The organism is Paenibacillus sp. HJGM_3 (assembly GCF_045062745.1).
GTDB lineage: Bacteria > Bacillota > Bacilli > Paenibacillales > NBRC-103111 > Paenibacillus_AA.
Window position 1 is genome coordinate 155,139 of record NZ_JBJGED010000012.1, and the last position, 26,323, is coordinate 181,461.

24 protein-coding genes and 1 other annotated feature are annotated in these 26,323 nt (G+C 59.0%); of the genes, 21 read left to right on the forward strand and 3 right to left on the reverse strand.

Annotation, left to right across the window (positions count from 1 at the left end):
• Positions 1-159: 159 nt before the first annotated feature.
• Positions 160-1,734: a phosphodiester glycosidase family protein gene (locus ACI5FR_RS15450; protein WP_405455726.1), complete on the reverse strand. Its 1,575-nt coding sequence runs from the start codon at positions 1,732-1,734 to the stop codon at positions 160-162.
• A gap of 272 nt (positions 1,735-2,006) precedes the next feature.
• Here ACI5FR_RS15450 and ACI5FR_RS15455 point away from each other — a divergent pair, with 272 nt between their 5' ends.
• Positions 2,007-2,882, forward strand: a complete 876-nt coding sequence (locus ACI5FR_RS15455) for an RluA family pseudouridine synthase (RefSeq protein ID WP_405455728.1) — start codon at positions 2,007-2,009, stop codon at positions 2,880-2,882.
• A 92-nt stretch (positions 2,883-2,974) separates the two neighbouring features.
• On the forward strand, positions 2,975-4,345 hold the full coding sequence (locus tag ACI5FR_RS15460) for a LysM peptidoglycan-binding domain-containing protein (protein WP_405455731.1): 1,371 nt from the start codon (positions 2,975-2,977) through the stop codon (positions 4,343-4,345).
• 100 nt (positions 4,346-4,445) lie between these two features.
• On the opposite strand, the gene ACI5FR_RS15465 is transcribed toward ACI5FR_RS15460, so the two are convergent.
• Entirely contained in the window at positions 4,446-4,610 is a 165-nt protein-coding gene (locus ACI5FR_RS15465; RefSeq protein ID WP_405455734.1) for a hypothetical protein, read from the reverse strand.
• Between the two features lie 636 nt (positions 4,611-5,246).
• On the opposite strand from ACI5FR_RS15465, the gene ACI5FR_RS15470 reads away from it, so the two are divergent.
• The 4 genes from ACI5FR_RS15470 to ACI5FR_RS15485 all read left to right on the forward strand — a co-directional run bounded on the left by ACI5FR_RS15470 (position 5,247) and on the right by ACI5FR_RS15485 (position 12,438).
• Positions 5,247-7,919, forward strand: a complete 2,673-nt coding sequence (locus ACI5FR_RS15470) for a valine--tRNA ligase (protein ID WP_405455736.1) — start codon at positions 5,247-5,249, stop codon at positions 7,917-7,919.
• A gap of 30 nt (positions 7,920-7,949) precedes the next feature.
• Positions 7,950-9,326, forward strand: a complete 1,377-nt coding sequence (locus ACI5FR_RS15475) for a bifunctional folylpolyglutamate synthase/dihydrofolate synthase (protein WP_405455738.1) — start codon at positions 7,950-7,952, stop codon at positions 9,324-9,326.
• 8 nt (positions 9,327-9,334) lie between these two features.
• Positions 9,335-10,732, forward strand: coding sequence for a UDP-N-acetylmuramate--L-alanine ligase (gene murC / locus ACI5FR_RS15480; RefSeq protein WP_405455740.1), 1,398 nt, complete (start codon positions 9,335-9,337; stop codon positions 10,730-10,732).
• Between the two features lie 215 nt (positions 10,733-10,947).
• Positions 10,948-12,438 carry an SPOR domain-containing protein gene (locus ACI5FR_RS15485; protein ID WP_405455742.1) on the forward strand — a complete coding sequence of 497 codons (1,491 nt, stop codon included), beginning with the start codon at positions 10,948-10,950 and terminating at the stop codon, positions 12,436-12,438.
• Between the two features lie 62 nt (positions 12,439-12,500).
• Here ACI5FR_RS15485 and ACI5FR_RS15490 read toward each other — a convergent pair whose 3' ends face one another.
• A complete protein-coding gene (locus ACI5FR_RS15490; RefSeq protein ID WP_405455744.1) occupies positions 12,501-13,988 on the reverse strand; it encodes an N-acetylmuramoyl-L-alanine amidase in 1,488 nt (495 codons plus the stop codon).
• A gap of 227 nt (positions 13,989-14,215) precedes the next feature.
• On the opposite strand from ACI5FR_RS15490, the gene ACI5FR_RS15495 reads away from it, so the two are divergent.
• From ACI5FR_RS15495 to ACI5FR_RS15565, 15 genes are all read left to right on the forward strand, one after another.
• Positions 14,216-14,458, forward strand: coding sequence for a DUF4321 domain-containing protein (locus ACI5FR_RS15495; RefSeq protein ID WP_405455745.1), 243 nt, complete (start codon positions 14,216-14,218; stop codon positions 14,456-14,458).
• Positions 14,459-14,493: 35 nt separating this feature from the next.
• On the forward strand, positions 14,494-15,081 hold the full coding sequence (locus ACI5FR_RS15500; protein ID WP_405455747.1) for a Maf family protein: 588 nt from the start codon (positions 14,494-14,496) through the stop codon (positions 15,079-15,081).
• A gap of 25 nt (positions 15,082-15,106) precedes the next feature.
• Positions 15,107-15,844, forward strand: coding sequence for a glycerophosphodiester phosphodiesterase (locus tag ACI5FR_RS15505; RefSeq protein WP_405455749.1), 738 nt, complete (start codon positions 15,107-15,109; stop codon positions 15,842-15,844).
• A gap of 253 nt (positions 15,845-16,097) precedes the next feature.
• A complete protein-coding gene (gene radC / locus ACI5FR_RS15510) occupies positions 16,098-16,787 on the forward strand; it encodes a RadC family protein (RefSeq protein ID WP_405455750.1) in 690 nt (229 codons plus the stop codon).
• 54 nt (positions 16,788-16,841) lie between these two features.
• Entirely contained in the window at positions 16,842-17,873 is a 1,032-nt protein-coding gene (locus ACI5FR_RS15515; protein ID WP_405455753.1) for a rod shape-determining protein, read from the forward strand.
• 35 nt (positions 17,874-17,908) lie between these two features.
• A complete protein-coding gene (gene mreC, locus ACI5FR_RS15520) occupies positions 17,909-18,781 on the forward strand; it encodes a rod shape-determining protein MreC (protein ID WP_405455755.1) in 873 nt (290 codons plus the stop codon).
• A gap of 5 nt (positions 18,782-18,786) precedes the next feature.
• Complete coding sequence (gene mreD, locus ACI5FR_RS15525; protein WP_405455757.1) at positions 18,787-19,317, forward strand: rod shape-determining protein MreD; 531 nt, start codon at positions 18,787-18,789, stop codon at positions 19,315-19,317.
• A 72-nt stretch (positions 19,318-19,389) separates the two neighbouring features.
• Positions 19,390-20,061, forward strand: a complete 672-nt coding sequence (gene minC, locus ACI5FR_RS15530; protein ID WP_405455760.1) for a septum site-determining protein MinC — start codon at positions 19,390-19,392, stop codon at positions 20,059-20,061.
• Positions 20,062-20,100: 39 nt separating this feature from the next.
• Positions 20,101-20,895, forward strand: a complete 795-nt coding sequence (gene minD / locus ACI5FR_RS15535; RefSeq protein ID WP_405455762.1) for a septum site-determining protein MinD — start codon at positions 20,101-20,103, stop codon at positions 20,893-20,895.
• A 7-nt stretch (positions 20,896-20,902) separates the two neighbouring features.
• Entirely contained in the window at positions 20,903-22,060 is a 1,158-nt protein-coding gene (locus ACI5FR_RS15540) for an FtsW/RodA/SpoVE family cell cycle protein (RefSeq protein WP_405455765.1), read from the forward strand.
• Between the two features lie 246 nt (positions 22,061-22,306).
• Positions 22,307-23,245, forward strand: a complete 939-nt coding sequence (locus tag ACI5FR_RS15545; RefSeq protein ID WP_405455767.1) for a peptidoglycan DD-metalloendopeptidase family protein — start codon at positions 22,307-22,309, stop codon at positions 23,243-23,245.
• A complete protein-coding gene (locus ACI5FR_RS15550) occupies positions 23,238-24,119 on the forward strand; it encodes a site-2 protease family protein (protein WP_405455769.1) in 882 nt (293 codons plus the stop codon). The genes ACI5FR_RS15545 and ACI5FR_RS15550 overlap by 8 nt, the downstream gene beginning before the upstream one ends.
• Before the next feature lie 30 nt (positions 24,120-24,149).
• Positions 24,150-25,457, forward strand: a complete 1,308-nt coding sequence (locus ACI5FR_RS15555; protein WP_405455771.1) for an Rne/Rng family ribonuclease — start codon at positions 24,150-24,152, stop codon at positions 25,455-25,457.
• A gap of 67 nt (positions 25,458-25,524) precedes the next feature.
• Positions 25,525-25,635, forward strand: a sequence feature (ribosomal protein L21 leader region).
• A gap of 14 nt (positions 25,636-25,649) precedes the next feature.
• On the forward strand, positions 25,650-25,961 hold the full coding sequence (rplU, locus tag ACI5FR_RS15560) for a 50S ribosomal protein L21 (protein ID WP_405455772.1): 312 nt from the start codon (positions 25,650-25,652) through the stop codon (positions 25,959-25,961).
• A 12-nt stretch (positions 25,962-25,973) separates the two neighbouring features.
• Positions 25,974-26,318: a ribosomal-processing cysteine protease Prp gene (locus ACI5FR_RS15565; protein ID WP_405455775.1), complete on the forward strand. Its 345-nt coding sequence runs from the start codon at positions 25,974-25,976 to the stop codon at positions 26,316-26,318.
• Positions 26,319-26,323 lie beyond the last annotated feature (5 nt).

Consider the following 26,323-nt stretch of genomic DNA (forward strand, 5'->3'; position numbering starts at 1 on the left):
GTAAAAATAGGGGGAAACCATTGTATAGGTGGTTTCCCTTTCTTATGTCAAAGGGATGATCTCGGTTTTAGAACAAAAAGGGACGGAGCGAGGGGGTTCCCCGGCTCCGTCCCGTTCAAGGATAGCCCATGGCGCAGGCTTGTATGTAAATCGAAACTATCAGTTAGACTTGGGCGTGCCGACAGGCGTTCCGGCTGACGGGGTGCCCGACGTGCCGGTGACGGTATTGCCCGGGGTTGAAGTTCCTTTCGGTGTAGGGGTTGGCGTAGATGTGTTCGGCGTCGGCGTCCCTGTCCCCGGCGTTGCCGTGTGAGCGGGTGTCGGAACGGGCGTAGTGCCCGTTCCCCCCGTATTTCCCGTATTTCCGGTGCCGCCGCCCGTGTTGCCCGGCGTAACGGTCGGGGTTGGGGTCGGGGTCGGCTTCGGCGTTGACGTCGGTGAACCGGTTGCCCCGTTGCCTGCCCCGCCTGTTGCCCCATTCCCGCTGCCCGTGTTACCCGGCGTAACCGTCGGTTTCGGCGTCGATTCCGGCGTCTTGGTCGGCTCCGGCGTTTTCGTCGTTTGCGGCGACAGCGTTGGTGTCGGTTTCGGCGGATTTTGCAGCGCCTTGCGCTTCAACTCTTCCTGTTCTCTCAAAAACTCGGGATGGTCGAACGCGCCTCCTGCATTGATCTTCGTCAAGCCGTCCCACACTCGATCGGCGACGTATGTGGACGGATCGTCGTAGACGAGAAGCCCTGACGGCAGACGGCGCTCGCCGTAGCGGCTGGAAGGGTTCGTCACGACTTCGTTGTTCACGACGAGCTCCGTGGAGGCGCCCCCGTCGAGCAGACCGGCGTTGACGGCGCCCTCCTTCAGCAGCAGATCCATGACTTCCTGCAGCGTCGCGCCTACACTTGTGGTAGAGCGGCCGTCGATGGCGAGGAAGATGATAGTCCCGTCCGCCTTTTGCGCGATGGCGGTCCGAGGTGCGCGGCCCCAGCCGCCGTCCCCGGTAATTTGCGGATTGCCGTTCGCGATCAGGCGCGGGGCCAGGAACGAGACGGCTTCCTTCGCATCGAGCTTGCGCAGGTCGTTCAGGCTGTACATGCCTACCAACAGGGTGCCTTCCGATGTGAACCCTACTATATTTTGCTTCGTGTCGTCATCGGTATCGGTATAAATCGGCTGCTTGTCGGACATGATCAATCCGATCGGCGCGAAGCCGTTCCCAAGGCCGTCGGGATCGATGAAGCCGCCGCCGTTGATGCCCGCGACCGCGCCGGTGCGCTTCGTCATCGAGCTGATGCGCTCGCCTTCGCCGGCTATGTGCGGGGTCACGACGCGGATGGACGTCGGATCGTAAACATAGATCATCTTGCCCTTCCAGAACTTGCCGGAGACGTCCTTGATCTCGCTGATCAATTCCGCGGCGGTCCGTTTTTTGCGCGCTTGATGGTTGATCAAGCCCAAATCTTGTACCTCGCGCGCCGATTCCTCGATCTCCGCATGGGTGCGCATGACCATGTAATCCCGCTTCTCCGCGCCAACGAATATCCAGGCCCAGTCGCGGTGCTGGGTCGTAATGACCGTCTCGGCCAGAAACTCTCGAATGGCGAGCCCGGGCGGAGTCAAATAGAGAAAGCTGGATGTACAAAATATAAGAATGGAAAATAGCAAAAGCCCCTTCTTCAACCAACTCCAGGAACCTACCCATTTTCTCGTCTGAACCAACAGTTGTGCGGCCGTACTCAACCCATATCGCTCCTCTCATCATCCAACCTTCATCATATCATAGTTTCATTTCGTTCGGACCAACAATTTTGTTACAATAGCGGGAGAGATCCGTCAAGATCGGATTCGCGGAAGGAAGGCCAGACGACGGTTATGACAACCTATTATTTATTCGGATTCCCGCTTCAGCTGATCGCGGTAATGGGAGGCTTCGGCCTGCTTCTCCTCGGCATTGTGGCGCTTGCCTGGAGACGGTCCCGCGCGGCAACGCACCCCAGGAGGAAACCGAAGCTATGACCGCCTATGAACGCAAGGGCGAATGGCTAGAGATCCGACTCCCTTCTGACGTTCCGGAATCGTTTAATGTTTCAGACTGCGCGGCGCAATACTTGCGGCTCACACCGAAGGAGATCGCTCGGCTCTCGCATGCGGCGGGGCTGGAGGGGAAGGGCGGCCGGCTAAGGGCGCGCCTGTTCCCGGAGGAGCTGCCGGCCTTTGAGCCGGAATGGACCGAGCTCGACATTTTATATGAAGACGATTTTTGTCTCGTCGTCTCGAAGCCGGCCGGGATGGCCGTTCACCCGGGTGTCCCGGGGGAAAGAGGGACGCTGGCCGGCGCGATGGCCGCCTATTACGAATCTACCGGGCAGCCGGTCGCCGTACGGCACATCCATCGGTTGGATGCGGATACGACAGGGCCCGTCCTCTACGCGAAGAATGCATACGCGCACGTGCGGCTCGATGAAGCGATGCGGCGGGGGACGATCGGCCGTACTTATGTCGCGGTCGTCTCGGGCCGGGTCGCCCGGGACCGCGGCACGATTGCGGAGCCGATCGGCAAAGATCGGCACCATGCGGCGAGACGCCGGGTGTCGCCGGGGGGCGATCCGGCGGTCACGCATTACGAGGCGGTCGAGCGCTTCAACGCTGCTACGCTCGTGCGCGTACGGCTCGAGACCGGCCGCACGCATCAGATTCGGGTGCATTTCAGCCACTTGGGCCACCCGCTGCTGGGAGACTCCCTATACGGAGGCCCTAAGGGGCCGATCGGGCGGCAAGCTTTACACGGGGCAAGCTTGCGGTTCTCCCATCCTTTCTCGCAAGAGTTGATAGAAACGGAGTGTCCGCTCCCGGAAGATTTTAGAGCGTTGCTGGAAAATTTAAAATAGTGTCATGCTCTCCCTCCTTCGTCCATATAATTTTATAGAGTTCCTAACCGAACAGACCAGTTTGCGTACGGTTTCGAAAGGAGGAAGGGGAATTGAGCCAACAACCCGGGTTGCGATTTGATATTTACGAGCGAATTGTGCTGCCGGATGAAGCGGTATCGATTCGTGAGCTTGACGGGGTCGAGCTGGTTCCGCATATTCTAGTAGACGTGGAAGGCGAACAAGCGGTCGTCCGTGGGCATTTGCTGCTGGAGGGCACGTATTCGAGCGTGGGAGAGTCGCGATCTCAGGAGGTGCTGACGCATCTGATCCCGGTCGAGATCACACTGCCGCTCAATCGGGTCAGCAGCGTGGATGAAATCGCCGTTCAGATCGACAACTTCGATGTGGATCTGATCTCGGAGCGAACGCTGAACGTGACGGGCGTATTGTCGCTGCACGGGCTTGAGGTGCAAACCAGCGCCCCGAACGAGTGGAATGGGGAAGAAGAGGTCGTCTTCGTGCACACCGCGGACGGGCAAGAGCGGGACGAGGAGCCGGTCGAGGAGGAAGCTGCGTATGCGCCGCCGGGAGCCGCTCCGTGGCTGCAGACGCCGGCCGTGAATCCGGCTCGCTACGAGCAGGCGAATGCGTATGCGCCGATCGCCGCCGTTCCCGAAGCTCCGTTCGAGGAGCCGGAGGAAGAGGTGCAGGAGAGGGAGGCGTACGATTCCGGCGAGGAGGAGGAGGAAACCGCGGAAACGGTGGGTGCGGCCGAAGCTAACGAGGAAGTAGCAGCTTACGAGCCCGAAGAAAGCGAGAATCAGGACGTCGTCTACACGTCCGCAGCTCCGCCGGCCGTCTACCAGCCCTTCTCGTTCCAATCCCTCGTCTCACCCCCGGCTCGACAAGAAGAGTCGGCCCCGGAACAGCAATCCGGGAAGCCAAGAGAAGAGATTCTCGTTGACACATACGAGGATATGACGCTGCTTGACCAGTACGAAACCGAAGCCGTGCTGGAGGAGGACGCCAACAGCACGCTGTGGGGCGGCAGCTCTTCAGGCGCCGCAGCCGAGGATGCAGTCATGGATGCCGACGAGGACGACGACCGCGACAAGTCGATGAAGATTGCGTTCGCCAGCAAAAAGTCAGAGGAAGCCCAGTCGTTGGACTTCAAAAACTACCTACATAAGCAGGAGGCGACCCGCAAAACGGAAGCCGAAACCGGCGCCGTCCAAGTGGCCGAGCAATTGCGCAGCCCGGCGGAAGAGACGGGAGCGAGCGATGCCCTGGAGTGGAAAAAGCTCTTCTTGTCGGAGACGGAGGAGCAGAAGTTCAAAAAAGTGCGCATGGTGATCGTGCAGAAGGAAGAAACGATCGAGTCGATCGCGAGGCGCTACGATCGGAAGCCGCAGGAGCTGAAGCTGTATAACAAGCTGCAGGAGCTCGACGTAAGCGCGGGTCAAGTGATCTATATCCCTTAACCGGAATCGGGAAAAGACGAGGAAGCCCCGGAGCGTGTTGGAAACTCAACGGCTCGCGGGGCTTTCTACACACTAGGGTCGATTGCTGGTCCGGTTTCTTTTAATAGATGTTCAAGAGGAAGCCCAAATAGATTAAAAAGAGTGCAAATAAGATAAACACGTCCAGAGGATTCGGGATAATCAGCGTTCGGACGAACTGGATGCAGATTAATGGAAACAAGATCCCTCTCACCGTAAAACGGACCTTCCACCACCATTTATCCATTGTTTTTCCACCCCCTATTAGATCGACTTCTGTTTTTGAAGCTTATTCGTTCACGCTTGCCATCGTTCTTCCCTAGTTCAGTGTATGAACCCGCCAAGGGTGGATATGCTGATGATATTGAGAGCCTTTCAGGAATTCGACGAGAGGATGAGGCTGACCGATGACCGTCGCCCAAACCATTTATCAATCCGTCTGGATTACCCTTTTGATCGCCCTGATCATCTACATCGTCCGCCAGGTGCTGAAGCAGGATAATTCGGAGTAGACGCCCGGAATCCGGGGGAAGCATTGACTCCGGGACGCATTATCAGTATCATACATATATGTATGTACCCCACAAAGCGATATAAATCGAATCCATCCAAAAGCGTCGACAGGGAGTAGTAAGCAGCCAACCCTTCAGAGAGCGGAGCCGGTACGGTGAGAGGTCCGCAGGTCGTAAGCGCCGAAGTCGCCCTTGAGTTGCCTGATGCCGATGCGTTAGGCCGGCCGCAGCCGTTATCTGTTCGAGTGCCGTATCCTGCGTGGATGCGGAATGAAGGTGGTACCACGGAAGCTCATCCTTTCGTCCTTTGCGGCGGAAGGATTTTTTGTTTTTCTTTAACGCGTTAGGCACTTAAAGAGGAGGGTTCTATCATGTCAGATACTCAGGAAATGAAAGCATCCGGCACATCGATGCCGACCACGTACGATCCGAAAGCTGCGGAAGCAAAATGGTACCCCTACTGGCTCGAAGGAGGATTCTTCAACGCCGGGAAGCGTCCCGACGCCAAGCCCTACACGATCGTCATCCCGCCTCCGAACGTAACCGGCATGCTGCACATCGGGCACGCGCTCGATTGCACGCTGCAGGACATTCTCATCCGCGTGAAGCGGATGCAGGGCTACGATGCGCTGTGGCTTCCGGGCACCGACCACGCCGGCATTGCGACCCAGACCAAGGTGGAGCAAAAGCTGCGCGAGGAAGGCTTGTCGCGCTACGACTTGGGCCGCGAGAAGTTTCTCGAGAAGGTGTGGGAGTGGAAGGAGCTGTACGCCGACCGCATTCACGAGCAGTGGGGCAAGGTAGGGTTCTCCCTCGACTATTCGCGGGAGCGGTTCACGCTCGACGAGGGGCTGTCCCGCGCCGTTCGCGAAGTGTTCGTCCGCTATTATGAGAAAGGGATCATCTATCGCGGCAACCGCATCATCAACTGGGATCCTGCCGCCCGCACGGCGCTGTCCGATATCGAAGTCGAGTACAAGGAAGTGCAAGGCGCTCTGTATCACTTGCAATATCCGCTCAAGGACGGCAGCGGGCATATAACCGTCGCGACGACGCGTCCGGAGACGATGCTGGGCGATACGGCGGTCGCCGTACATCCGGAAGACGAACGGTACAAGCATCTGATCGGCAAAATGCTCGTCCTGCCGGTCATCGGCCGCGAGATTCCGGTGGTGGGCGACGAGTATGTGGAGAAGGAGTTCGGCAGCGGCGCCGTGAAGATCACGCCGGCCCACGATCCGAACGACTTCGAGGTCGGCCTGCGGCATAACCTGCCGCAAGTGCTCGTCATGGACGAATCCGGCACGATGAATGCGAATGCGGGTCCTTATCAAGGCTTGGACCGGTTCGAGTGCCGCAAGAAGCTGGTGAGCGACCTGAAGGAGCAAGGCGTACTGCTGAAGATTGAGGAGCACGTGCACCAGGTCGGCCATAGCGAGCGCAGCGGCGCGGTCGTCGAGCCGTACTTGTCGATGCAATGGTTCGTCGACATGAAGCCGCTCGCCGCTCAAGCGATCGAGGCCCAAAAGACAGGGAAGGGCGCGAACTTCGTACCGGACCGGTTCGAGCGGTCTTACCTGCAATGGATGGAAAATGTGCGTGACTGGTGTATTTCCCGCCAGCTGTGGTGGGGGCACCGCATCCCGGCATGGTATTGCGGGGATTGCTCGGAGACGATCGTGTCCAAGGACGACGTGACGGTATGTCCGAAATGCGGCGGCACGCATTTGAGGCAGGACGAGGATGTTCTCGATACGTGGTTCAGCTCGGCGCTCTGGCCGTTCTCCACGCTCGGATGGCCGGACGAAACCGCGGATATGAAGCGGTACTATCCTACCGACGTGCTCGTAACCGGCTACGATATCATTCCGTTCTGGGTATCGCGGATGATTTTCAGCGGGTTGGAATTCACAGGGGTTGTTCCGTTCAAGGACGTGCTCATCCATGGTCTCGTCCGGGATGCCGAAGGGCGCAAAATGTCCAAGTCGCTCGGGAATGGCGTCGATCCGCAAGAGGTGATCGAGAAGTACGGCGCCGACGCGATGCGCTATATGCTGTCCACGAGCAGTACGCCGGGGCTCGACTTGCGCTTCCGGTGGGAACGCGTGGAGCAGGCCCGCAACTTCGCCAACAAGATTTGGAATGCCTCCCGTTTCGCCCTGATGAACTTGGAGGGCTTCACATACGCCGACATCGACCTGAGCGGAGAGCTCGGTACGGCCGACCGTTGGATCCTCCATCGCTTGAACGAGACGGTACGCGACGTAACCCGCCTGATCGACAGCTATGAATTCGGAGAGACGGGCCGCCTGCTGTACAACTTCATCTGGGACGATCTGTGCGACTGGTACATCGAGTTCGCCAAGCTGAGCTTGTACGGAACGGATGAGTCGGCGAAGAAGACGACCCAGTCGGTGCTCGCCTACGTGCTCGATCGGACGCAGCGGCTCCTTCATCCGTTCATGCCGTTCATCAGCGAAGAGATTTGGCAGCACTTGCCGCACGAAGGGGAGACGATTGTACTGGCGGAATGGCCGGTCTACGACGCCGCCTTGGAAGCGCCGGACGCGGTGAAGGAAATGAACCTGCTGATGGACGTCATCCGCTCGGTTCGGAACATTCGGGCGGAAGTAAACGTGCCGATGAGCAAAAAGGTAGAGCTGCAAGTTCGTCCGGCAGACGTAGGAGCGGCCGCTATTCTGAGCCGCAACGAGGATTACTTGCGCCGGTTCTGCAACACTTCGTCGCTCGCGATCGGTCAGGATCTGGCGAATCCGGAGAAAGCGATGACGGCCGTCGTGACAGGCGCGGAGCTCATGCTTCCGCTGGCCGGACTGATCGACATTTCCCAGGAAATCGCTCGGTTGGAGAAGGAAATTCAGACTCTGACCTCGGAGGTGGACCGGGTGGACAGGAAGCTGGCCAATGAGGGCTTCGTGGCCAAAGCTCCGGCGAAGGTGATCGAGGAAGAGAAGGCGAAGCGGGAGGATTATGCGGACAAACGCGAGAAAGTGATGGCCCGGTTGGCCGAGCTTCGCGGTTAACGAGCGGACAAGAAAGGTGACGAGGGACCGATGAGCGACGAAATGCAACATGAGGGGGCTCCGTTCCAAACGGTGGACGAAGCGATCGGCTGGATCACCCAGCGGATGCCCCAATTCGGAATACAAGTCGGATTGAAGCGGATGGAGCGGTTCATGGAGCTGCTCGATCACCCGCACCGGCGGCTGAAATTCATCCATGTGGCCGGCACGAACGGCAAAGGCTCGACATGCGCCTACTTGACCCGCGTGCTCGTGCAATGCGGCTATGATGTCGGCACGTTCACTTCGCCGTATATCGAGCGCTACTCCAACCGGATTCAGATGAACGGCCAGGATATCGAGGACGAGGCGCTGTTGAAGCTCGCGAATCAGGTGAAGCCGATCGCCGATCAGATCGCGGCTACCGAGCTGGGCGCACCCACAATGTTCGAGGTGTCGACGGTCATCGCCATCCTGTACTTCGCCCGGATCGCGTATCCGGACTTCGTCGTCTGGGAGACGGGGCTCGGCGGACGGCTCGATTCGACGAATGTGGTCACGCCGATCGTCTCGGTCATCACGAATATCGGCCACGACCATATGGACATTCTCGGCCACTCCATCACGGAGATCGCGGCGGAGAAGGCTGGAATCATCAAATCCGGCGTGCCGATCGTGACGACCGTCGAGCAGCCGGAAGTGATCGACGTCATGGAACGGACCGCGGCGGAGAAGCGCAGTACGCTCTACTTGCTCGGACGGCAGTTCTCCTATGAGGCGGTGTCGCAGGAACTGAACCGGCAGGTGCTCGATTTCACCGGTCCATTCCGTACGATTCCGTCGATCGCGATCTCCCTGAACGGCTCCCACCAGTTGAAGAACGCGGCGCTCTCCGTCATGACGCTGGAGGTGCTGCGGCAATATTATGCGGTGCTGATCGATGACGAGCATCTGCTGGAAGGGATGCGTACCGCGTCTTGGCCGGGCCGGCTCGAGCTCATCCGGCAGGAGCCTCGGCTCCTGCTCGACGGTGCGCACAACCCGGAAGGAGCGGCGACGCTCGCCGAAGCGCTCCGAACGGTATATACGTATAAGAGGCTCCATCTCCTGATGGGAATGATGCCGACGAAGAGTCATTCCGACTACTTGAGGCATATACTGCCTTTAGTGGATACTTTGATCGTGACGGAGCCGAACTTCTTCAAGAAAATGGATGCGGACGCGCTAGCCGATCTCGCTCATCAGGTGGCGGCGGAGCTCGGGCGCCCCATTTCGATTGAAGTGGAAAAGGATTACAAGCGGGCGCTCGGCATGCTGGCCGACCGAACGAATCCGGACGACTTGGCTGTCGTTTCAGGAACGTTGTACTTGATCTCCGACGTTCGTTCCTGGATCTTGTATCGAACGGATTCTGACAAAGGCTGGTGAAGAGCGGCGTGAATGCGGCGGAGCATATACATTTTATCGGCATCGGCGGATACGGCATGAGTGCGATCGCCAAGGTGATGCTAGAGATGGGTTATCAAGTGACGGGCTCGGATCTCGCTCGTCAGGAGCTGACTGACAAACTTGCGGCCAAAGGGGCCCAAGTCTACATCGGCCACCACGAAAGCCATGTGCGCGGGGCGGATGTAGTCGTATATTCCACCGCATTAGCGAAGGACAATGTGGAGATGCAAGCGGCGGAAGCGCTGAACATCCCGATTATCCACCGTTCCCAGATGCTGGCCCGGCTGATGGCCGACCGCAAGGGCATCGCCGTAGCCGGCGCTCACGGCAAGACGACGACCTCGTCGATGATCTCGCTTATTATGGAGCAATGCGGACTCGATCCGACCTTCATCATCGGCGGCGAGATTATGAATGTAGGCAGCAACGCCAAGGCCGGGCGCGGCGAATACGTCGTAGCGGAGGCCGACGAGAGCGACGGCTCGTTCCTGCAGTATCATCCGCTGTACGCGGTCGTGACGAATATCGAAGCGGACCATCTGGAAAATTACGACGGCGACTTCGAGAAGCTGAAGACGGCTTATGCCCGGTTTCTCAGTCAAGTCAATCCCCGGGGCAAGGCGGTCGTCTGCATCGACGACCCTCATCTGCGGGCGATGCTGCCGCAGCTGACCGTACCTACGATTACGTACGGCTTCGATGCGGCGAGCGGGGCGGACTGTTATGCCGAGCATATCGTGCCGGGCGATCGCCGCGTCTCGTTCGAAGCGGTGTTTCGCGGCGCTCGGCTGGGGCGGGTAGAGCTGTCCGTACCCGGACGGCACAATGTGCACAATGCGATGGCGGCGATCATCATCGGCTTGGAAGCGGGTCTGCCGTTCGCGCGCATCGCGGACGCCATCCGAGATTTCCGCGGGGCGAAGCGGCGGTTCCAGGTGCTGGGCGAGACGAACGACATGCTCGTGATCGACGATTACGCCCATCATCCGACCGAGATCGAGGCGACGATCAGCGCCGCCAAGGCGACGGGCAAGCGGATTATCGCCGTATTCCAGCCGCAGCGGTATACGCGGACGTTTTTCCTGTTCGATCAATTCAGCCGGGCGTTCCATGAGGCGGATGAAGTGATCATCACGGACATCTATTCCCCGGCCGGGGAGAAAATGATCGAGGGCATCAGCTCCGCGAAGCTGGTGGACCTCATTCGCACGAACAGCAACCCGAACGTGCGGCATTTCGCCACGAAGGACAGCGTGTTCGGCTATTTGATCGACCGCGTGCAGCCGGGCGATCTTGTCCTGACGATGGGTGCCGGCGATATTTGGAAAGTGGCGTCCGAGCTGGCGCGGGCACTGGAAGCAAGGTCGGGTTCGTCCGGCAAATAAACAGGATCGTCCTTATATGTTGGGTCTTCCCCGTCGCTCCATCAAGGAGAGCGGGGATTTTTTGCCTATCTATGAAATCATAAATCCCGGGGTCCCCGCAAAGTAATAGGAATAATCTTCGAAGGCTCACGTCACTTTGTGGGGTTTATTATCATATTCTTTCTTTCTCTATCATAGGTTAAGAGTATGTAGCAGGGACAAGGGGAGAGCGAACGATGAGTCAAAAAGCGAGAATTACATACCGGTTCGAGCAACCGGAACATAAACGGCCGACTTCTGCGAAAGGCGGACAAGAGGCCGGGCGGGATGCCCGCGTCATTCCTTTGCTGGCCGAGGAGTATCATGTCGTGGAAGAGCAAGTGCAGGTGCAAGCGCAGGACGATCCTCCAGTACCGGACCGCCGGGAGGCGGATGAACCGCGATGGGAGCGGACGGCGTTCTCCAGCGGGATGTTCGACAGGCGGACGCCGCTCAATCAGTTCACGACGGACTTCGGCTCGTGGAGCAGTCCGTTCGACGAGGAGACGGAGCGGGTAGAGCGGGCGATCCGCGAGACGGGGCAGGCGACGATCCAGGAGGAGGCCGAAGAGCCTCCGCAGGATACGCGGGTGACCGCACGGCCTTCGGGGACTCCGGTCGTGCAGGAGGAGGCCGGATACGATCCCGGCCCCGAAATCTGGCCGGAGGAGCCGGTCTCCCGGTACGCCGAATCGGACCGCATGACTGTGCGCAGCGGCGGCACGCGCTTCGAGCGCCATACGCGCCCCCCCTGGCTGCGAATCGTCGCCTCCGTCACAGGTGCGGTTACGACTGGGGTGCTGATCGGCTTCTTCGTGCTCCACTTGTTCTCCGGTGAAGACGGGAAGTCCGGCAATCCTTCGGCTACGACTCCGGTGACGTCCGGGAATCAGACGGGGGCCGGTACGAACGGCAGCGTGCTCGGGGGGGCGGACGCCCAGACCGGCAAGCCTGCCGCCGGCGCGAGTCCCGCTGCCTCGGCTTCCGGCTCGACCTCGGGCGCGGCAACGGCGGCTCCGGTATCGGGCTCGTCGGGCTCGTCGGGGGCGGCCACCGTCTCGGTCCGTATCCCGGCGCGGACGGTGACCTTGCTGCAGGTTGGCGCCTTCGCAAACCAGCAAGGCGCGGATCAGGCGGCTGCCGATCTGCGCAAGCTCGGGCTGGCCGCCGCTACGCAAGCGGCCGACAAGGTGTACGTCTACGCCGGCCTGACGACCGGGCGTGATGAGGCGCTTGCGCTCAGCAACAAGCTGAAGGCCCAGAAGACGGACGTGTACTTGAAGACGCTCTCGACGCCGACCGTGTCGAGCATCAAGTGGAGCGGCAAACAGGCGACCGTGGCCGATACGTACTTCGCCCAGGCGGCCAAACTGACGACCGCGCTGATCAACGTCACCGCACTGCATCTGAAGGAATCAATGCCGGGTCCGCTCGAGGACAATACGCTGCAGACGATCCGGACCGCCCACCAGGCGTGGAGCGGTACCGCTGCCGGCATGGGCGAAGGGCTCGCCGAAGGGCAGCGGGCGGTGCTGCAGAAGATGAACAACGCGCTGAATACCGCGGTGCTGTCGCTCGACGAATACAAGAAAAATCCGTCCGCCTCGTTCCTCTGGCAAGCGCAGAGCGGTGCGCTGCAGTATGTGCTGCTCGAGAGCGAGCTGCTCGCCGCGATCGCCGCGGGATAATCAGGCCGGATTATTAGAAAAGAAACACCCCTGACCATGGACATCGTCAGGGGTGTTGCACGTTACGGCTTCGGCGTGGCCGAAGGTGCCGGGCTCGAGCCCGGTGTCGTCGACGGTGACGGAGTTTGCGTTGGCAGCGGAGTTGCACTCGGCGTCACGCTCGGCGAGGGCGTCGCGGAGGGACTGACGCTCGGCTTCGGCGTTGGGGTCGCGCTCGGCTTCGGGATGTCGGCGGGCTTCACCCGGTCGAGCAGCGTCGCCATCTCCGCGCGCGTCATGCTCTTGTCCGGGGCGAACTTGCCGTCGGCGACCCCGTTCACGAGCCCGCGCTGCGACAGCTGCACGATCGCAGACGCGGCCCAGCTGTCGCCGGGCACATCCGTATAGCCGGTGCTCGTGACCGGCTTGTCCGGCTTCACGAGCAGCATGACCCGCTGCAGCAGCAAGGCGGCTTCCGCCCGCGTCACCGGCTGGTCGGGACGGATCGTCCGATCCGGGTACCCGTCGACATAGCCGAGGGCGTACGCTTTGTTGAACACGTCCACGGCCCAATGTGTCGCCGGAAGGTCTTTGAAGGAAGGCGTGCCGTTCGATTTGGTGTATCCGACGAGCCGCGCGCCGAAGTCGAACTGCCGGTTCAGCATCGTGAGCAGCTCCGCTCGCGTAATCGAGCGGTCGGGATTGAAATATTTGGCGCTCTCGACTATGCCTTTGTCTTTCAGACGGATGACGGCGTCTTTGGCCCAATGTCTCACCAGATCCGCGAACTCCGCCGTTTCCGGGGTCGGCGCCAGTATCGCTTGAATGCCGTCCGCGATGCCGGAGGCGAACTTTTGCCGCATGGTGTTGTCCGCCAGCACGTATGAATCGCTCCAGTTGCTCAGGAAAGCGGTTTCGACCAAGATGCTCGGAATTTGTCCCATCCGGACGACATAGACGGCGCTCGGGACGAGCCCTTTGTTCGGCAGCTTGGCGACCGCCAGGACGCTGCTCAGCACCGACTGGGCGAGCGCCTTGCTCTTTGGGGTCAAGGCCGTCATGGCGTCGCTGGCGGGATAGTCGGATTGAGGGTAATCTTGATCGTAATACAGCACTTGGGTGCCGCTGATGGCGCTGGACGGGTTGGAATTCGCGTGGATCGATACGAACAAGTCGGAATTGGACGCATTCGTGATGGCGACTCGGTCCGCCAAACTTATGTATCGGTCATCCTGTCGGGTCATAGCGACCTCATAGCCGCGAAGGATAAGCTCGCTTTGAAGCTTCTGGGCAATGTCGAGGTTGACTTCCTTTTCCTTCAGGCCGGTAACGCCGATGGCGCCGGGATCGCTGCCTCCGTGGCCGGCATCTACCATGATTTTGGCCGCTTCGGCGGAGAGGGGGGTTCCGAGCAGGAGCATCCCGGCCATCACCGCGCTGGTGAGGGTAATCCCGATGGACTGGGGATGGAAGCGAAAAGGGTTCTTGCGGGCGATCGGGCCGCTTGTCGGGACGACGGTACGGCGGCGGATATCGCGGTTCGTCTCGCTGTCGTTCTTGTTGCCAATCATTGAGTAAAGGCTCCTCCTAGTAGTAGCTACATCTTATGCTAGATTCCTTCGTATATTTATTGTACAAGGGAAATGATAGATGCGTAACAGGAAAATGTGCCTAATTTGTGTGTTTTCGACACGATTTTCCCTATCGTTCGACATGGATTGTCTACCAAGGTCGTTCCGTTTATAATGAAAAGCATGAAAATATTGGACATTGGTATACTAGGGAGAGGTTGAGATCGTTGAAGAAAAACAGTTTCACGCTGTTTCTATTTGTGCTGCTGGGCTTGCTGACCGGGGCGATCTTCACCCAACTGCTGAGCGGGATCGACTGGTTAAGCTTCCTGACCCGGTCCGCCCAAATCTCCTGGGAGCCGAGCGCAGACTTCAATGTAGTGAAATACGATCTGGCGCTGCATATTAAGCTCAATCTGATCAGCATTGTGTGCGTCGGGCTAGCCATCTGGATTTACCGTAAAATGTGAAGCAACGAAAATTATTAGGTTTGGAGCGCAAAACGATGCCAACGACTGCCATTCCCCTCATTTTAGCTTCCTCCTCCCCCAGAAGACGCGAGCTGCTGGACCGGCTCGGCCTGGCGTTCGTCGTCCAACCGAGCTCGGAGGAGGAGTCGGTGCCGGCCGGTACGCCTCCCCGGGCTATGGTCGAGATGCTCGCCGAACGCAAGGCTAGGTCGATCAGCCGCGAGCACGATCAAGGCCTCGTCATCGGTTCGGACACGATCGTCGTGCTGAATGGAGAAGTGCTGGGCAAGCCCAAGGACGCCCAGGACGCGTTCCGCATGCTGTCCGGCCTCCAAGGCCGCACGCATACGGTCTATACCGGCGTCGCGGTTATCGACGCGGGCGGCGGCCGCTCATCGGTGCGCAGCTCTTCTACGGAGGTAAGAATCAAGCCTCTCTCCGCCGATCGGATCGAGCGGTACATCGCTACGGGCGAGCCGAACGACAAGGCGGGCGCCTATGGCATTCAAGGCTTGGGAGCGACACTCGTTCAGGAAATACATGGCGATTATTTTACCGTTGTAGGCTTGCCAGTCGGTCTCCTAAGTGATATGCTGGCGGAGTTTGGAGTCCATGTGATGTAGATGAATATGCAGGGGAGAGAGAAGCATGAGCAACCAACCGTTTCTGGTAATCGGCCACCGCGGCGCGATGGGAGAAGCGCCCGAGAACACGATCGGCGCCTTCAAGCTGGCGCTTGATCAGGGGGCGAACGCTTTCGAATTGGACGTACATATGTCTGCCGACGGCGCCATCATCGTCTGTCACGACGAGACGGTGAACCGTACGACCGACGGCAAGGGTGCGATCCGGGGGATGACCGTATCCGAGCTCAAGAAGCTGGACGCCGGCAGCTGGTTCGACCCGTCCTTCAAGGGCGAGCGTCTGCCGCTGCTGGAGGAAGTGTTCGACCTGGTGCCTGCCGACTTCGTCATTAATATCGAGATCAAGGATCACGCGGAGCACCAGCTGGAGCAGCGCCTCGTCGACTTGCTGAACCGGGCGGGCCGAATGGAGTCGGCCGTCATCTCCTCATTTAATCACAAAAGCCTCTATAAGCTGAAGCAGCTGGAGCCTGAGATCAAGGTGGGGCTGCTGTACGCGGCGAATCCGGTCAGCCACGTGCTGTTCGCCCGGGCGTCCAACATGCCGGTCTATTCCCTGCATCCGCACTTCACCCACATCGATGCGCGCGACGTGCGGCAGGCGACCGAGCACGGGTATCAAGTGTACCCGTGGACCGTGAACTCCGAGGCCGATATGAACGCGATGCTGGACGCCGGCGTACCCGGCATCATCACGAATTTCCCGGCCCGGCTGAACAAGCTGATTGCCCAGCGCGGCTAACGGCACTAATTCCCAAGAACCTGCACCGAGCAGCTTTCGGTCAGGTTTTTTTGTTTGAGGGGCGAATTTCGGGTGAATCGTAATTTCCACTGCCATGAGTAAGTCAAAGGCGAATATATTTTCGATCCTCCGGCCCCATTTTAGGGGGTCGCGGTTTCAAATTCCGTTATATTTTCCTCCGCACATCGCTCCAAGATAATGCTATAATGGGGAAACGATCCCTGCTAGGATCGCCAATGAAAGAGGGGAATGTATGGAATCGCCTACTGTCACGTTGCGCGATCTCCCCCATGAGGACCGACCCCGAGAACGCATGCTTCAGTATGGGGCTCACGCACTTAGCAACGCAGAGCTGCTAGCCATTCTAATCCGCACCGGGACGCGCTCCGAGTCCGCGGTCCATCTGGCCCAGCGGCTGCTCACGCAGACGAACGGGCTGCGCCAGCTGGTGGAGATGAGCACCGAGCAGCTGACCGCGGTTCGCGGCATCGGCGCAGCCAAGGCGCTGCAGATCCAGGCCGGCATCGAGCTGGGCAAACGGCTCGCCCGGACAAGCCAGGCCGAGACGGTCACGATCCGTTCTCCCCGGGACGTCACCGACCTGCTGGGAGAAGATTTGCGGTATTTGCAAAAGGAACATTTTGTCTGCTTGTTCCTCAACACGAAGAATCAGGTGATCGGCCGGGAGACGCTCTCCATCGGCAGCCTGAACGCCTCCATCGTGCACCCCCGCGAAGTGTTTCTGGCTGCGGTCAAACGAAGCAGCGCCTCGATCGTATGCGCGCACAATCATCCGAGCGGAGATCCGACTCCGAGTCCCGAAGATATCCAGATTACCCGTCGCCTGGCTGAAGCCGGCGAGCTGCTTGGCATTGAGCTGTTGGATCACATTATTATCGGAGACCGGACATGCGTCAGTTTGAAGGAGCAAGGCTATCTGTAATATAATATAGGACGGACTGCAATTTACAGGCAGCATTAGGAAGGAGATTACAACATGTTTGGCAGCTTTACTAAAGATTTAGGCATCGACTTGGGAACCGCAAATACGCTTGTGTATGTCAAAGGCAAAGGCATTGTGGTCAGGGAGCCTTCCGTGGTGGCCCTGCGTACCGATACAAAGACGATTGAGGCGGTCGGCGAAGCGGCGAAGAAGATGATCGGCCGGACTCCGGGCAACATCCGGGCGGTGCGTCCGATGAAGGACGGGGTTATCGCCGATTTCGACACGACGGCAACGATGATCAATTACTTCCTGAAGCAGGCGCAAAAGCAGCGCATGCTGTTCCGCAGCCGTCCGAACGTGATGGTGTGCGTGCCGTCCGGCATTACCGCGGTAGAGAAACGCGCGGTGGAGGACGCGACCAAGCAGGCGGGCGCGAAGGAAGCGTATACGATCGAGGAGCCGTTCGCGGCGGCGATCGGCGCCGACCTGCCCGTGTGGGAGCCGACCGGGAGCATGGTAGTCGACATCGGCGGCGGGACGACGGAAGTCGCCGTCATCTCGCTCGGCGGCATCGTCACTTGCCGCTCCATTCGGATCGCGGGAGACGAGATGGATGAGGCGATCACGCAATACATCAAGCGGATGTACAACCTGATGATCGGGGAGCGCACCTCCGAGCAGATGAAGATGGAGATCGGCTCCGCGCTGCCGATGGATAAGCCGGAGACGATGGAGATTCGCGGCCGCGATCTGGTCAGCGGGCTGCCCAAGACGATGAGCGTCACGTCCGACGAGATCACGGACGCGCTCACGGACACGATCAACAACATCATCGACGCCGTCAAGGTGACGCTCGAGAAGTGCCCGCCGGAGCTGTCGGCGGATATTATGGACCGCGGCATCGTACTTACAGGCGGCGGCGCCCTGCTGCGCAATCTGGACAAGCTTTTGTCCCGCGAGACCGGGATGCCGGTGCTGGTCGCCGAGAATCCGCTCGACTGCGTAGCGATCGGGACGGGCCGCGCGCTCGAGAATATCCACTTGTTCAAATCGAGACCGGGAGCGTCGAGCAAACGAAAGTAATTCGCACGGCGGGTGGGCAGACAACTCAATAGAAGGTGTTCGCATTGTTTAAATGGTTCGGCAACAAAAGGCTTATCATTCTTATGTTCGGGTTTATCCTCTTCATCGCGCTGATGGGCCTCACACTCGGGAATCGGGAGAAGATGACCTGGCCCGAGAAGTTTCTCAAGGACTCGGTGTCTTGGATCCAAGGCATGGTGTACAAGCCCGCTCGCGTCATAGCGGGCTTCTTTGAAGATATGCACCGCCTTACCGTTCTGTACGAGGAGAACCGGGCGCTGAAGGTAACCCTGACCCGATATGCGAAGGACACGGCGCGGCTGAACGATCTGGAATCGCAGAACAAGCGGCTGAAGGACGAACTCGGGTTCACGGAGCGCCAGCAGCAGTCCAACCAGTACAAGTACCGGATCGCCGAAGTGTACGCTTCAAGTCCCGATCCCTACAACAATACGGTGACGATTAATCTCGGCGAGAAGGACGGCATCAAGGAGAATATGGCCGTGATCTCGATCGAAGGGCTGATCGGCCGCATTAACCGGGTCTCTCCCTTTTATTCCAACGTCCAGCTGCTGACCGATATTGACGACCGCGCGAACAATTCCAAGGCGATCGCCGCCACGGTGAAGAACAAGGACAACGAATCGTTCGGCATAATTGAGAGCTACGACCGCGAGAAGGGCTTGCTCGTGATGAACAAAATTCCGAAGACCGACCAGATGGTCGTAGGAGATGTCGTCATCACTTCCGGACTCGGCCAGCTGTTCCCCCGAGGCATTGAGATCGGCACGATCGTGGAAAAGACGGAAGGGGAATTCGGCATTACCCATACGGCTTATGTGAAGCCGTTCGCCTCGTTCAACCACCTTCGCGAAGTGTTCGTCGTCGAAGTGCCGGAGCTGAGGTGACGCACGTGAGGCATTATTGGATTACGCTTGCTCTGCTCGGCTGCTTCATTCTGGAGGGCTCGCTGAGCGAATGGGCCATTCCGCAGGCTTGGCAGACCAAAGTTTACATCGTACCGCATCTGGTCCTTATTACGGTTTTATATATTTCCATGTTCACAACCCGGTACCAGGGGCTCGTCTACGGGCTCGCCTTCGGCTTTTTGCAGGATTTGATCTATTACGGGCATTCCATAGGCGTCTATTCCTTCGCAATCGGCCTTGTAGGCTATGCCGCGGGGCTGTCGTTTCGTCGGGCTACATACGGGATCGTCACGAGCCTCGTCCTGATGATATTCGGGCTCCTGCTGTACGAGACGATCGTATTCGGCATTTACCGGTTGTTCCTGGGCGTGCTCCATGTTTCTTTCGAATGGGCGTTCCTGCATCAGATGCTGCCGAGCCTGCTCTTCAACCTGCTGCTCGCTCTGGCCCTCTACGTGCCGGTGCGCAAGTGGCTGGAGCAAAGCGAAGCCGGTCGGGAAGGCGAGGAGAAATAATGGCCGCTCCGGCAGGAAAAGCTTTCCCTGCGGACGAATTGTAATGGGGTAGCGTTATGGGGGTGAGCGTCAATGACGGAAACGACGAAGCAGCAGCATGTGACCATTAAGGGCGTCAAAGACGGTCTGGTGTTCTTGCTCGACGATACGTGCGAATTCTCCGCGCTGCTGGACGACATTCGGCACAAATTGGAAAAGACGCACCGGCGCATTCTGACCGGCCCCATCATCCATGTCCACATTAAAACGGGCAAACGTCCCATCGGCGACCTGGAGCGCGAACAGCTCAAGCAAGTGTTCAGCGCGCAAGGCAACCTGCTCGTGCAATCGATCGAATCCGACACGCCGGTAGGCGTGGAGACCGAACCCGGGAACGGTCCGATTACGGTGATGAAGGGTATTGTCCGGTCGGGACAGACGATCCGGCACGTGGGCAATTTGTTCTACCTGGGCGATGTGAACCCCGGGGGGACGATCGCCTGCACCGGCGACATCATCGTGATGGGGGCGCTGCGCGGGATGGCGCATGCCGGTATCGACGGCAATGAGAACGCGATTATCGCCGCTTCCTATATGAAGCCGACCCAATTGCGCATCGCGGAGGTGATCAGCCGGCCGCCGGACGAATGGGGACTCGAAGACGCGTACATGGAATTCGCCTATATCCATGAGGGTAAGATGGAGATCGACAAAATCAGCCAGCTGCACCGGTTGCGGCCGGAGCATCAGTATAGCCCGCTGTAGCTTTGGAAGCATTTGCGTTAGTTATCGGAGGTGTAAACTTTGGGAGAGGCAATCGTAGTGACATCAGGAAAAGGCGGGGTCGGGAAGACGACGACCTCGGCCAATTTGGGAACGGCTCTGGCGCTGCTGGGCAAAAAAGTGTGCATGGTCGATACGGATATCGGGCTTCGCAATCTGGATGTGGTCATGGGGCTGGAGAACCGGATCATCTATGATCTCGTCGACGTGGTCGAGGGGCGGTGCCGCCTGCCGCAAGCGCTGATCAAGGACAAGCGGTTCGAAGAATTGTATATGCTGCCGGCCGCCCAGACGAAGGACAAGCATGCGGTGTCGCCGGAGAGCGTCAGGGATATCGTGCTGGAGCTGAAGAAAGATTTCGAGTACGTCATTATCGACTGCCCCGCCGGCATCGAGCAGGGCTTCAAAAATGCGGTGTCGGGCGCGGATAAGGCGATTGTCGTCACGACGCCCGAGAACGCGGCGGTTCGCGATGCGGATCGCATTATCGGGCTATTGGAGCAGGAGAAAATTCACGGACCGAAGCTGATCATTAACCGGATTCGGGCGAATATGGTGAAGAAGGGCGACATGCTGGACATTGACGAGATTTGCTCGGTCTTGGCGATCGATCTGCTCGGCATCGTCCCGGACGACGAGCATGTGATCAAGGCTGCGAACAGCGGCGAGCCGACGGTGATGAATCCGAAGTCGAAGGCCGCCATCGCCTACCGCAACATCGCCCGCCGCATGCTGGGCGATACGGTTCCGCTCATGCCGCTGGAAGAGAAGCCGGGCGTCTTCGTCCGGATGAAGAAGTTCCTCGGAATAGGATGAGGCAATTTTGCTAGAGAAACTGAAAAAAACCGATTGGTTCCTGCTCTTCATTCTGGTCGTCTTTATGGTCCTCGGCACGGTAGTCGTTCATAGCGCCACCGCGAATGCTTCCGGCTATGCGAATACCGATGTGAAAAACTTGATCAATTACGGCATCGGCTTCGTCGTCTGCGTCGGGGCGATGTTTTTGGACTACCGGCTCCTGGTGAAGGGGGCGCTCTACTTATATTTGTTCGGCATCGGCCTGCTCGTGGCGGTGTATCTCGTCGGCGACGAGCTGCACGGCTCGCGCAGCTGGTTCACGCTGCCGGCCGGCTTCAACTTCCAGCCTGCAGAGCTGATGAAGCTGATCGTCATTATCGCGCTCGCGGCTTACATCGGCCGCAGGCTCGGCGATCCGCTCCGGTTCTGGAAGGACGTCATCCCGATCGCGTTTTTCGTCTTCGTGCCGACGGCCCTCATTATCATCCAGCCGGACTTGGGCAATGCGATCATTTTCATCGTCATCCTGCTCGTCATGTACTGGATCGGCAACATCAAATATACGCAAGTGCTGATCGGCGGTGCGATTATCGTAGGCGGGATCGCCTTGTTCTTCTACTTGTTCCAGTTGTATTACAGCCCGATGGTCGACTACCTGAAGGCGAACGACATGGACAAGTGGGTGCACCGGCTCGATCGGATCAACACGTTTATGGACCCGGAGAGCGCATCGGCGGACGCGAAATACCAGGTGGACAACTCGATTCGGGCGATCGGATCCGGGTCGTTGTTCGGCGAAGGGTTCAAGCAAGGCGATTCCGTGCAAAAAGGGTTCATTCCTTACCCTTATTCGGATTCCATCTTCGTCGTCGTCGGGGAGGAGTTCGGCTTTATCGGGGCTTCGCTCTTGCTTTTGCTCTATTTTCTCTTGATCTACCGGATGATCTATATCGCGATACAGACGACGGACCGGGTCGGCGCCTTCATCATCGTCGGCATCGTGTCCATGTACGTGTTCCAAGTGTTCGAGAATATCGGCATGCTCATCGGCATCATGCCCCTGACGGGGATTACGCTGCCGTTCGTCAGCTACGGCGGGTCCTCGCTGCTTATCAACATGCTGTCGATCGGCCTAGTCATGAGCATTCATGTGCATCAGGAGAAGCCAAATTTATATGGGTAAATTAAAGAAAGCGTCAAAGGAAGCGTCCCTTAGGGGACGCTGTTTTTGTGTTCGCACAGTGTTTAGGGAACGTTTCGGCACGGGGTTAGGGGGCTATTATGCGTAGCGGCCACCAGGATCTTTTATGTCGGCCCATTAAGGTTCCCACTCATACAACGCGCTCCCTTGTCATATGGATATAGGGATAAGTCAGCGGTTCCCCCTTGTACAAGCTCACGTTCGCGCAACGTTCTGGAGGTTACTTATATGGAAATCAAATCGAATGTTCGACAACGAAGAATGGATCGGATGAAGCAGCTGGCCGAGAGGAAACCGATGCACCCGACGACGATGGACTCCGGTCTCTATCCGAGGGACAGGCTTCCGAGCGAGCGGCTTCCCGTCCCGCAGGACGCTCCGGCTCCCCTGCAAACGCAGGAGTACATCGACGAGCGATGGCTCGATCCGGAATTCGTCTGGAAGCAGCGCGACCGGTACCGCTCGGAACAAGCTCCACTCTGGACGCCGTCCCCGCCGCGAGATTACCGGGATCCCGCTTCGAAAACACCGAATTGGCGGAATCCGTTCGGCGGCAACCAGTTCTGGCTGAAGGTAGGAATCTCGGCCGTATTGTTCGCCCTTGGGGCGGCTGCATTTCGGTTCGACCATCCCTTGGCGCTCAAAGGTCGGCAGTGGGTGACGACCGCGCTGACGACCGATTATAATTTTGAAGCGGCCCGCGCCTGGTATGCCTCCAAGTTCAGCGGCCTGCCTGCCGTGCTGCCCGCCTCGTGGCGCCGGGCGGATCCCGAGGCGCAAAAGGCCGCGACGGTGAACGCCCGTCAGCTCTTCTCGCCCGTGGTCGGCAAGATCGTCACGCCCTACACGGTCACCGACCCGATGATGGCGATCGAACCGGCTTCCGCACAAGGCGAAGCGAAGGCGATGGACGCCGGCCGGGTGCTGGCGGTCACGACGGGAACGGACGGACGCGTTCAAGTCGTCATCCAGCACGCGGACGGCTTGCAATCGACGTACGGCGGACTCGCTCAGACCACCCTGAAGAAGTATGACTGGATCAAGGGCGGCGAGCCGGTAGGCGTCATTGCGGCATCGTCCGCGAACAGCAAGGCGGGGAGGCTGTTGTTTGCCGTGAAAAAGGACAACCAATGGATCGACCCGACGGATGTGGTGACGTTTGATTAAACTTTACGGCATCGCGTTCCGGCTGCATCCGCTGTTCACCGTGCTCATGCTGCTCTCGATCTGGACGGGCTATTTTACCGAGCTCGTCACCTTGTTCTCCATCGTGCTCATTCATGAGCTCGGGCATGTGGTCGCGGCCCGCCGGTACGGGTGGACCGTGACCAAGGTGGAGCTGTTGCCCTTCGGCGGCGTGGCGGAGACGGAGCAGCTCGGACGAAGCTCGGTCCGGGAGGACATCGTCGTCGCTTTGGCCGGCCCGCTGCAGAACGCCTGGATGATCGGGGTGGCCTACGGGTTCGATGCGATGGGGATTTGGGGCTCGGAGTGGAGCCTCTATTTTATTCAGGCGAACTTAATGATCGGGCTGTTCAATCTGCTGCCGGTGCTGCCGCTCGACGGCGGCAAGGTGATGCAGGCGCTGCTCAGCTGCTGGATTCCGTATTACCGGGCCATTCAGCTGAGCGCTTGGATCAGCATGGTGCTCAGCTGCGGGCTGGCGGCCGCCTCCTTCTGGCGCCTGACGACCGACGGACTCGCTCTGAATTTGCTGATTATTGCGGGGTTTTTGCTCGCTTCGAACTGGTTTGGGTTTCGCAACGCTTCCTTCCAGTTCGTACGGTTCCTCATGAACCGCGACGGCCGTATGGAGCCGCTTATCGACCGGGGGACGCTCGCCCAGCCGATCGTCGTCAGTCCGCATCGGACGGTAGCCGACATCGTGCGGCTGTTCATGCGGGAGAGATATCACATCGTCTACGTGCTTGGGGCTGGGGGACGGGTTCAAGCCGTATTGCCCGAGCAGCGGCTGCTTCATGCATATTTTCATTTGGACCGGCCGGGAAGTCCCGTTTCCGACGTTTTCATGCTAAAATAGAAGGACGGGATAGAAAGCCGAGGTGAGCGCATGAAGCAAATCGTAGTGCAGACCCGGGAAGGCGATCCCCAGGTCGCCGTGCTCGAGGACGGGAAGCTCGTGGAGTACTACTCCGAACGTCCGGTCAAGAGCCAGCTGGTGGGGAACGTATACAAGGGAAAAGTTGTGAATGTGCTTCCGGGCATGCAAGCCGCATTCGTTCAGATCGGGCTCGAGAAGAACGCCTTTATTTATATCGATGACGTCCTGCCGGCGCATCTGGATCAAGTGCCGCGCGTCAAGCCGCCGATTACGGAGCTGCTGCGCGAAGGGCAAGAGCTGACCGTGCAGATCGCCAAGGAAGCGCTTGGGACGAAGGGCGCTCGGGTGACGACGCACTTCTCGCTGCCGGGACGCTGGATCGTGTACATGCCATACGCCGATTACGTCGGCATCTCGCGCAAGATCGACGCCGAGCCGGAGCGGGCGCGGCTGAAGGACATCGCGGAGCGGATCCGCAGGCCCGGCGAAGGGCTCATCATCCGCACCGTAGCCGAAGGCGAGCCCGTAGAGGCGCTGGAGCGCGACCTGAACATGCTGCGCCGCGAATGGGCGCGGGTGCTGGAACGGGCCGAGCGGGCGAAGGTCCCGGAGCTGCTGTTTCGCGAGCCGGGGGTGCTCGAGCGGCTCGTGCGGGATACGTTCACCGACCAGGTGGACGAGCTCGTCATTGACGACGCCGTTCGCGCCGCCGAAGTCGGACGGCTGACGCGCGAGATGGGCTTGGCGCTGGAAGGACGCATTCGCGTACATAGCGACGCGGCCGGCAAGCCGCTGCACCATGCGCTGGGCATTCACCAGCAGCTGGAGACGGCCGTGCAGCGCAAAGTATGGCTGAAGAGCGGCGGGTATGTGATTATAGACCGCACGGAAGCGCTCACGGTCATAGACGTCAATACCGGCAAATATACCGGAGGCCGCAACCTCGAGGATACCGTATATACGACAAACCTGGAGGCGGCCGAGGAGATCGGGCGGCTGCTGCGCCTGAGGGATCTGGGCGGCATCATCGTCGTCGACTTTATCGATATGGCTTCGGAGAGCAGCCGGTCGGCCATCGCCGACCACCTGGCCGAGATCATGAAGCGCGATCGGACGAAGTCGCTTGTTGTAGGGTGGACCCGGCTCGGGCTCCTGGAGCTGACGCGCAAGAAGGTGCGGGAGAGTCTGGACGAGCTGCATACGGCGACGTGTCCGCATTGCGGCGGCACAGGCAAGATCGCGGCGCCCTTCCCGCAGCCGCAGCGCAAGACGCCATCGCACAAGACGTCCGGCTCGGGGGCGGGTAAATCTCATTGAGTTTGCTTGTTGCACAATGGGCATCATTCCGGTATAATAAATGAATGTGTGTTGTCAGCGCATGCTGAACATGCTGTAACCGCTCGAGACAGGTCCCACAATGTCAAGCACGGGAGCTTGTTGCCGATCATCCGGCTGCAGGCGGACGTCACCTGATTAGGCGAGTCTGAGACATGAGGAGGTGCGTAACGAATGTACGCAATTATTGAAACAGGTGGCAAGCAATACAAGGTAGCGGAAGGCGATGTGCTCTACATCGAGAAGCTGAATGCAGGCGAGGGCGAAGTAGTTACTTTCGACCGCGTTCTGGCCGTATCGAACAATGACGGTCTGGTTACAGGCGCTCCTGTAATCGCAGGCGCCAGCGTATCCGCTAAGGTGGAGAAGCAAGGCAAGGGCGAGAAGATCATCGTGTTCAAGTACAAGGCGAAGAAGAACTACCGCCGCAAGCAAGGTCATCGTCAGCCTTACACGAAAGTGGTTATCGAGAAAATCCAGGCGTAAGAGGTCGGATCCATGATACGCGTGATCATGAAACGACGGGCCGACGGCCGAATCGCCGCATTTTCCGTATCCGGTCATGCCGAATATGATCGATCCGGCAAAGATATCGTGTGCGCCGGCGTGTCCGCCGTAACGGTCGGAACCGTGAACGCGATCGAGACGCTGACCCGCGTGGAACTGCCCAGCACGATGAAGCACGGGCTGTTGCGCGTAGAAGTGCCGGACGGCTTGGAGCCGGAATTGGACGAGAAGGTACAATTGCTTCTGGAATCGATGCTCGTGATGATCGACTCGATCCGGGAGGAATACGGACGATATATCGATGTGCAGCACCAAGTACTGGAGAATAGGAGGTAACGACG